The following is a 6,583-nucleotide window of genomic DNA, read 5'->3' as shown; positions in this document are numbered from 1 at the left end:
GTTAAATAACCAACATTTAAGAAACATCGATCACATTTAAATCGTAATTACCATGCCATAAATCGACTTAAAAACTCCGAAAAAGATAACCACTTGTAAACAGAATGCTGCGTATTAATGTCTAAAATAGCACTCAAGGTTTACTTTAAGAACAGCAAAAAGTGCACATAGTGGTTCATATAAAGGGGAGGCTTAGATACAATTATTCGCGTATTTTCAAGGAGCGATTATGGATAACGTGGTGGATATAAGCTGGGTCAAACTGGCACTGTTTGGTTTGATTTTATTGGTCCCCTTCTTTATCAATGCCCGCTACAAATTAGGGATAGCAAAAGACACCATAATCAGTGTTATCCGAATGACACTTCAGCTCATATTGATTGGCGTGTATTTAGAATATCTTTTTCAATTAAACAGCTTACTTGTCAATATACTTTGGCTTGCCATCATGCTACTGATTGGTGCCAGCTCAATTGCGGGAAAAGCTCGCTTACCTAAAAAGCCACTTATGCTTCCGCTACTAACGGGCCTTACCTGTGGTCTAATACCACTTCTGATAGCAATTACAGCAGGCTTAGTGCAACCATCCCCTATTTACAATGCGCAGTACATGATCCCACTTGCTGGTATGTTATTGGGTAACAGCTTGAGTAGTAATATCATCGCTCTTCAGAATTTGTTTACGGCTTTTGAGCAGAGACAAGCAGAATATGAGGCTGCAATCTCACTTGGAGCCTCTCCTCGCTACGCATCCTTCCCCTTCATTCAGGATGCTCTTAGAAAGTCCCTTGCCCCGACTTTAGCTTCTATGGCCACTACAGGGCTGGTTACCTTACCGGGTATGATGACCGGTCAAATTCTAGGTGGCGCGAGCCCGATGGTTGCGATTAAATACCAGTTAGTAATTATGCTGGCTATTTTCGTCATGTTGAGTGCCTCCGTAACCATAACGTTAGAAATGACATTGCGCTGGGTACAAACCAAAGAAGGCCGAATCAAGATAAAAATCGAGCAACCCGAATCGACCAAAACTCACGGTTAGTTGGCGCTTGTGGGTAAAGCCCGTTAAACAACTCATGTCGCCAAGTCGAACGTACTTATAACTGAATAACTCAACTATTCTTCGAGCACTCATCAAGACGCTTTCAGATGAAAAGTCAGGTAGAGTTCTTTTTGATATAAGCCTCTAATTTTATGAAATTTTCTTTGTAAGTTTAGATACGCACGACCTTTGATACAGGTTATCCACAGAAAATGTGGATAAGCCCCCAAAACCTATACGCAACCAGAAACATAGCAACATAAGTGATCAATCGAATCGTCATGCATTGATCACGTGACTGACATGTTCTAATTTTAAAGTAAAGGCAGTGACCACAAACTTGGAGAGACGTACATGGATGTCTTAATGATCAAAGAAAATTACGATGAACTCCTGTCCGATGCACCTCTGGATTGGCTAGTTCAAGAACCAAAGGAAGTAACTTCTCATTGGCTCCCAACCGATTTTGGCATCAACGAAGAGTTGATTTAGCATGACTCGACTTATTTGACATTTGCAGAGACAAATAAAAAGAAAGGCGAACCATCTGGTTCGCCTTTCTTGTGATCTTCTAAACTTATCGCAAATGGTTATCTTCATCGCGTAGATAAATCATCCAATACCACATGCCAACAAATACGCCACCACCAATAATGTTTCCTATCGTAACTGGAATTAGGTTGTTTACGATGAACCCCATCATGTTTAAGTCCGCGTAGTTTGCAATATCTGCCCCTGTCATTTGCCAAAACGCTTCTGGCGCAAAGTACTTAATACCAATCGCCATAGGTACTTGGAACATGTTCGCAATACAGTGCTCAAAACCTGCCGACACGAACATAGCCACAGGCAAAATCATGACCGCTATTTTATCTGTCAATGTTCGCCCACTAAACGTCATCCAAACTGCAATACAAACTAATACGTTACACATAATGCCAAGCGCAACAGCAGCAAAGAAACCATGATGTAATTTGTGTTGGGAGATCGCCATCGCGTTAAGACCAACTTGGCCATGATCAAACATATATTGCTTGGTAACTAGCATACAGGCCACGAGCAAAATGGCCCCAACCATATTGCCAAAGTAAACCACCAACCAGTTTTTGATAAGTGCTTGCCAAGAGATTTTTCCACTCGCACGCGCAACTAGTGTCAGCACAGAGCTAGTGAAAAGCTCGCCGCCAGTAACCACCACCAAAATCAAACCAAGGCTAAATGCCAGACCACCAATGAGTCGTGTAATGCCCCAAGGCAGCTCGCCTGCGCCTGTCGTTACCGTGGTATAGAAGATGAAAGCAATACCAATATGAAGCCCCGCAGAAATGGCGAGCAGAAAAGATTTGATTGGAGCTTTCGTTGCTTTGCCTACCCCCACTTCAGCCGCGCGTTCCGCAGCTTGTGGCGGTAATAGTGAGTCAAACTGATTAAAGTTCATTCTGGTGTAACATTTAGAAACATTTAAAGAGGCGCGGATAATCGCTCTATTTCCCTATTTTTTCAAGTGCTGTTTGGCGTGTTTACTAAAATCGTTGTTATTGGGAGATCAAGCAATAAATAGCGCCTATCATTCGCTACCGTAAGTATCATTGATACTTAACAAGTATTCGGCATTTCGAACAAAGATCCTGCGTTATATCAGCCTGATAGCGCCATACTTAACACTTCTTGTCGTTGAATGTTGCCCAACGCTACTTTTCAGACTAGCTTGGTAAAAAAAGCGCAAAGGAATCATTTATGAAATATTCAGCTGAACATATCGCCGAATTGAATCTACTTCTTCAGTTCGACCTAAGTAGTGCTGCAACTGGTATTAAAGTTCATACAGACGCGTCAGAAGAAATGCAGGCAGCCGTTGCTCGTCTATATAAGAAGCAACTTTGTACACAGCCTGACGGTGGTTATCTAACAGACGAAGGCATTGAAGTTGCAGAACATGCAGATAAGATTTTGAGAGTTCTGTCTGTGTAATTTGAACAAAAAACGCCACCGAACTCGGTGGCGTTTTTTAGTCCTATATTTTTCCTGTCGATGCCTGTGGCAATAATCGCTTTTTCATTTTGCTAAATGGTTGAACCTTGTCATACAACCAGTTAAAACCAGTGGCATAAAATAGGAAGAAAACGAGGAAGCCGGCTTCCAGCATCAGAGCTTGAAGAAGCGTAATTTCTAAGAACCAGGCAATCACAGGTAGAGAGATAAAGATTAATCCTCCCTCGAAACCAATAGTGTGTCCAAGCCGCATCGCTAAACTTCGCTCAGCTCGATTGTCACCAAACCACTTATCAAAATACAAGTTGTAGATGTAGTTCCATATCACGGTATACATGCTCAACCCGACCCCAACCAACGCGAGATCACTAGAACCCTTTCCAGTGATCAATGAAGCCGCTGGTACAATAATCGCGAGTGCGATTAACTCAAAAAGTACTGCATGAAAAATTCGTTCGTTACGAGTCATATTTCTCTGTCCAAATAGTTCTACTCAATGCTTAGAATTTTATCTATCATTTAGATAACCAAAAGTTAGATACCATCGGTTTAAGCGATATGTTTACCATCGAACAACTGCAAGCTTTCATTGCTACATCAGAAGCAGGATCATTTTCAGGAGCAGCTAGAAAACTGGGGCGAGCTCAATCTGTAGTGAGCCAGCACATCATGAATATGGAGATCGACTGTGGTGTTGAGCTTTTCGATCGATCAGGCAGGTACCCTAAATTAACTGAGAATGGCCTCGCTCTCGTACCCTATGCACAAGCAACAATCAGCCAACTCGACCGCCTAAACAATAGGGCATCGCAGCTCTTTTCCACGCCAACGAACAAATTAGCCTTAGCTATTGATGAAGGGATTCCTCTGACTCGCTTGCCGGATGTGCTAAAGAAGTTAGAGCAACGCTTTCCACACTTACAAGTTGAATGCTTAACGGCATCAAGCCCTGATATCATTGAATTGGTTAAGTCGGAACGCGCCACGACTGGGATTATTTTGAGTGATTTACAAATGCCAAGGCACATCGATTTCACCAATCTTGGCAATATTGCATTTGATGTCTATGTCTCTTCAACGCATCCTTTAGCAAAGCAGCAAATCACTCACATTGATCAACTAAAACAACATCGTCAATTGGTCATACGATCCAAAAGTGCAGAGCCATGTGGTCTCAATCAAGCATTTAGCCCAGATATCTGGTACGCTGATAACTACTATATTTTGTTGGAATTGGCGAATAAAGGGTTTGGTTGGTGCTTTCTACCACAGCATTTAGTCGCGTATTCACCTAATACATTAAAAAAAGTTGGGGATGATTTCACAAAACTGGCTTGGCAAGTCAATGTTGACCTTATTCAGCACCAGAAATGGCATTCAGATCCCCTCCATCAACAAGCCAAAGCAGAACTGCTCAACCTATTCGGGCAGACATAAGTAAGTAGGAAGACCCAAATGGCAAATACATTGATCGTAGGTGCAGGCTGGCTCGGAACTCCGCTAGCAGAAACATTGATGAAAGATGGACACTATGTTGTCGTCACTCGTCGTAGCCAAACTCGATTAAAAGAGTTACCCACCTCATTAACTCACTCCGCACTGTTCGATTTCAATCAATTGAACGCCACAGCACGGCTAGATGAGCTGCTCAAACAGCATCAAATTACGCACGTTATCGGTGCTTTTCCTCCAGGATTTCGTAAAGGACGCGGTCAAGAATATGCACAGCAATGGCAAATACTTGCCAACGCAGCTAAGCAAAACAACGTTGAAAAACTTCTCATGATCAGCTCTACCACGGTTTACCCTAACCTTGCTTCCGATATGGAAGAAGCTGACGCGTCACTCTCTTTAGCAGCCGAAAGCCCTTATTTCTCTGACAATGCACGTATTATGCTTCAAGCAGAGCAGCATGTTATCGACTCGAATATTAACTTTGTTATTCTACGTTGTAGCGGATTAATCGGGCCAGATAGACACCCATCTCGCTTTGCAGCAAGGCTTCAACAAGTTAGTCGTAAAGCACCAGCTAATATGCTTCATCAAGATGATGCTGTCTCGGCTGCGAAATTTGCCTTAGGCAATTTAAGCAACCAAGTCATTAACGTTACTACACCTCATACTGTCAGCAAGGCTGAGTTCTACCAAGCTGCCATAAACAAAATCGGAAGTGAGATACCTCTTCCACCCGTCACAGAGCAAGCTGACAAGCGTATTCTGGCTGACAAACTACTCTCACTTGGTTATCGATTTCACTTCAATTCAACTTTGGATGCGCTATGAGGCTCTATAGACATATAGAAACGCTTTGGGATTACATGCAACTCAAACATGAACTGAAACCTGCGGACTGTTTGTTTGTGATGTGCAGTAATGATGTGCGTGTAGCGGAGCACGCTGCCAAGCTCTACCACCAAAAGTTGGCACCTTTGATTGTATTTTCAGGGGGTGAAGGTCGCTTCACAGATGGACTGTTTGAAAAAAGCGAGGCAGAAACCTTTGCCGAGATTGCAAAGTTGTCGGGCGTTCCAAGTGAAGCAATTTTGCTCGAGACTAAATCCACAAACAGTGGAGAAAACGTTCGCTTTACTGAGCAACGATTAAAAGAGGAAGGAAAACAGTGTTCCTCGTTTATTCTGGTACAAAAACCGTTTATGGAGCGTAGAGCAATCGCGACATTTGAAAAACAGTGGCAGTCACCCTACACTCAGCTCCAAGTAAGCTCTGCGGCTCTTCCATTTTTTGAGTACATTAATGAAGACATGCCATTAATGATGGTGCTAGAAGCACTAATGGAAGATTTCTCTCGCGTGAAAAGCTATCCAGAGAAAGGATTTCAAACCGAGCAGAACATCCCTCAGCAAGTCGAATCTTCTTACCAGGCTTTACTCGAGCGATTTGGTTTTGACTTAGTCTAGCTTTTTCTAACCGACAAACAAAAAGCCACCAAGTACGGTGGCTTTTCTATATCAATACGGCTTATTTACCGAGCGCTTCTTTGTAATGTTGGCGGCATACGGAGACATACTTATCGTTACCGCCGATCGCAACTTGATCGCCTTCTTTAATTGCCACGCCGTGTTCATCGGTACGAATAACCATATTCGCTTTGCGGCCGCAATGGCAGATTGTTTTGAGCTCAACCAGCTTGTCTGCCCAAGATAATAGATACTTACTGCCTTCAAAAAGTTCGCCTAGAAAATCGGTGCGAAGGCCGTAACACAATACTGGAATATGCAACTTATCAACGACTTCAGTAAGTTGATAAACTTGTTCTTTCGACAAGAACTGACACTCATCAACAAGAATACAGTGACGTTTTTCAACCTCATTCAGATCTGCGATCTCTTGATACAAATTGGTATCCTGACGAAATAAATGTGCGTCAGATTGAAGACCAATACGAGAGCTCACTTTACCGACACCAAAACGATCATCTAGCGCAGCCGTAAAAATAACTGGCGTCATGCCGCGTTCTTGATAGTTGAAAGAGGATTGAAGAAGCGTTGTTGATTTACCCGCATTCATTGCTGAGTAATAGAAATACAT

General features: G+C 42.7%; 9 protein-coding genes. 6 read left to right on the top strand and 3 right to left on the bottom strand.

Annotated elements, in window-relative coordinates; all coding sequences use genetic code 11:
- Nucleotides 1-229 precede the first annotated feature (229 nt).
- Together CAG68_RS08010 and CAG68_RS22480 are read left to right on the top strand one after the other, a co-directional pair.
- Nucleotides 230-1,042, top strand: a complete 813-nt coding sequence (locus CAG68_RS08010; protein ID WP_054574026.1) for an ABC transporter permease — start codon at nucleotides 230-232, stop codon at nucleotides 1,040-1,042.
- Nucleotides 1,043-1,408: 366 nt separating this feature from the next.
- Nucleotides 1,409-1,534, top strand: a complete 126-nt coding sequence (locus CAG68_RS22480) for a hypothetical protein (RefSeq protein WP_254903806.1) — start codon at nucleotides 1,409-1,411, stop codon at nucleotides 1,532-1,534.
- 85 nt (nucleotides 1,535-1,619) lie between these two features.
- On the opposite strand, the gene focA is transcribed toward CAG68_RS22480, so the two are convergent.
- Nucleotides 1,620-2,480 (bottom strand): formate transporter FocA, encoded by an 861-nt coding sequence (focA, locus tag CAG68_RS08005; protein WP_005378146.1) that lies wholly within the window; start codon nucleotides 2,478-2,480, stop codon nucleotides 1,620-1,622.
- A gap of 299 nt (nucleotides 2,481-2,779) precedes the next feature.
- Between focA and CAG68_RS08000 the strand changes: the two genes are divergently transcribed.
- Nucleotides 2,780-3,013, top strand: coding sequence for a TIGR02647 family protein (locus CAG68_RS08000; RefSeq protein ID WP_005387662.1), 234 nt, complete (start codon nucleotides 2,780-2,782; stop codon nucleotides 3,011-3,013).
- A 43-nt stretch (nucleotides 3,014-3,056) separates the two neighbouring features.
- Here the strand turns inward: CAG68_RS08000 and CAG68_RS07995 are convergent, their stop codons facing one another.
- Nucleotides 3,057-3,503 carry a PACE efflux transporter gene (locus CAG68_RS07995; RefSeq protein WP_042522041.1) on the bottom strand — a complete coding sequence of 149 codons (447 nt, stop codon included), beginning with the start codon at nucleotides 3,501-3,503 and terminating at the stop codon, nucleotides 3,057-3,059.
- Nucleotides 3,504-3,592: 89 nt separating this feature from the next.
- Here CAG68_RS07995 and CAG68_RS07990 point away from each other — a divergent pair, with 89 nt between their 5' ends.
- From CAG68_RS07990 to CAG68_RS07980, 3 genes are read left to right on the top strand one after another with little or no spacing between them, the layout of a single operon-like run.
- On the top strand, nucleotides 3,593-4,471 hold the full coding sequence (locus CAG68_RS07990) for a LysR family transcriptional regulator (RefSeq protein ID WP_025766872.1): 879 nt from the start codon (nucleotides 3,593-3,595) through the stop codon (nucleotides 4,469-4,471).
- 18 nt (nucleotides 4,472-4,489) lie between these two features.
- Nucleotides 4,490-5,317, top strand: a complete 828-nt coding sequence (locus CAG68_RS07985; protein WP_025766873.1) for an NAD-dependent epimerase/dehydratase family protein — start codon at nucleotides 4,490-4,492, stop codon at nucleotides 5,315-5,317.
- Nucleotides 5,314-5,952 (top strand): YdcF family protein, encoded by a 639-nt coding sequence (locus tag CAG68_RS07980; protein ID WP_042522048.1) that lies wholly within the window; start codon nucleotides 5,314-5,316, stop codon nucleotides 5,950-5,952. Before CAG68_RS07985 ends, CAG68_RS07980 begins: the two co-directional genes overlap by 4 nt.
- Nucleotides 5,953-6,013: 61 nt before the next feature.
- Here the strand turns inward: CAG68_RS07980 and CAG68_RS07975 are convergent.
- The coding region (locus CAG68_RS07975; protein WP_161440986.1) for a thymidine kinase at nucleotides 6,014-6,583 on the bottom strand (570 nt) is incomplete at its 5' end.

This window comes from Vibrio sp. V42_P2S4T144, assembly GCF_009904715.1.
GTDB lineage: Bacteria > Pseudomonadota > Gammaproteobacteria > Enterobacterales > Vibrionaceae > Vibrio > Vibrio alginolyticus.
This window is presented reverse-complemented; position numbering and strand designations above follow the sequence as displayed.

Bases quoted from the DNA above. Each gene is read 5' to 3' on its own strand.
- CAG68_RS07995 (WP_042522041.1), bottom strand. From the start codon at position 3,503: ATGACTCGTAACGAACGAATTTTTCATGCAGTACTTTTTGAGTTAATC.
- CAG68_RS07990 (WP_025766872.1), top strand. From the start codon at position 3,593: ATGTTTACCATCGAACAACTGCAAGCTTTCATTGCTACATCAGAAGCA.
- CAG68_RS08010 (WP_054574026.1), top strand. From the start codon at position 230: ATGGATAACGTGGTGGATATAAGCTGGGTCAAACTGGCACTGTTTGGT.
- CAG68_RS08000 (WP_005387662.1), top strand. From the start codon at position 2,780: ATGAAATATTCAGCTGAACATATCGCCGAATTGAATCTACTTCTTCAG.
- CAG68_RS22480 (WP_254903806.1), top strand. From the start codon at position 1,409: ATGATCAAAGAAAATTACGATGAACTCCTGTCCGATGCACCTCTGGAT.
- CAG68_RS07985 (WP_025766873.1), top strand. From the start codon at position 4,490: ATGGCAAATACATTGATCGTAGGTGCAGGCTGGCTCGGAACTCCGCTA.
- CAG68_RS07980 (WP_042522048.1), top strand. From the start codon at position 5,314: ATGAGGCTCTATAGACATATAGAAACGCTTTGGGATTACATGCAACTC.
- focA (WP_005378146.1), bottom strand. From the start codon at position 2,480: ATGAACTTTAATCAGTTTGACTCACTATTACCGCCACAAGCTGCGGAA.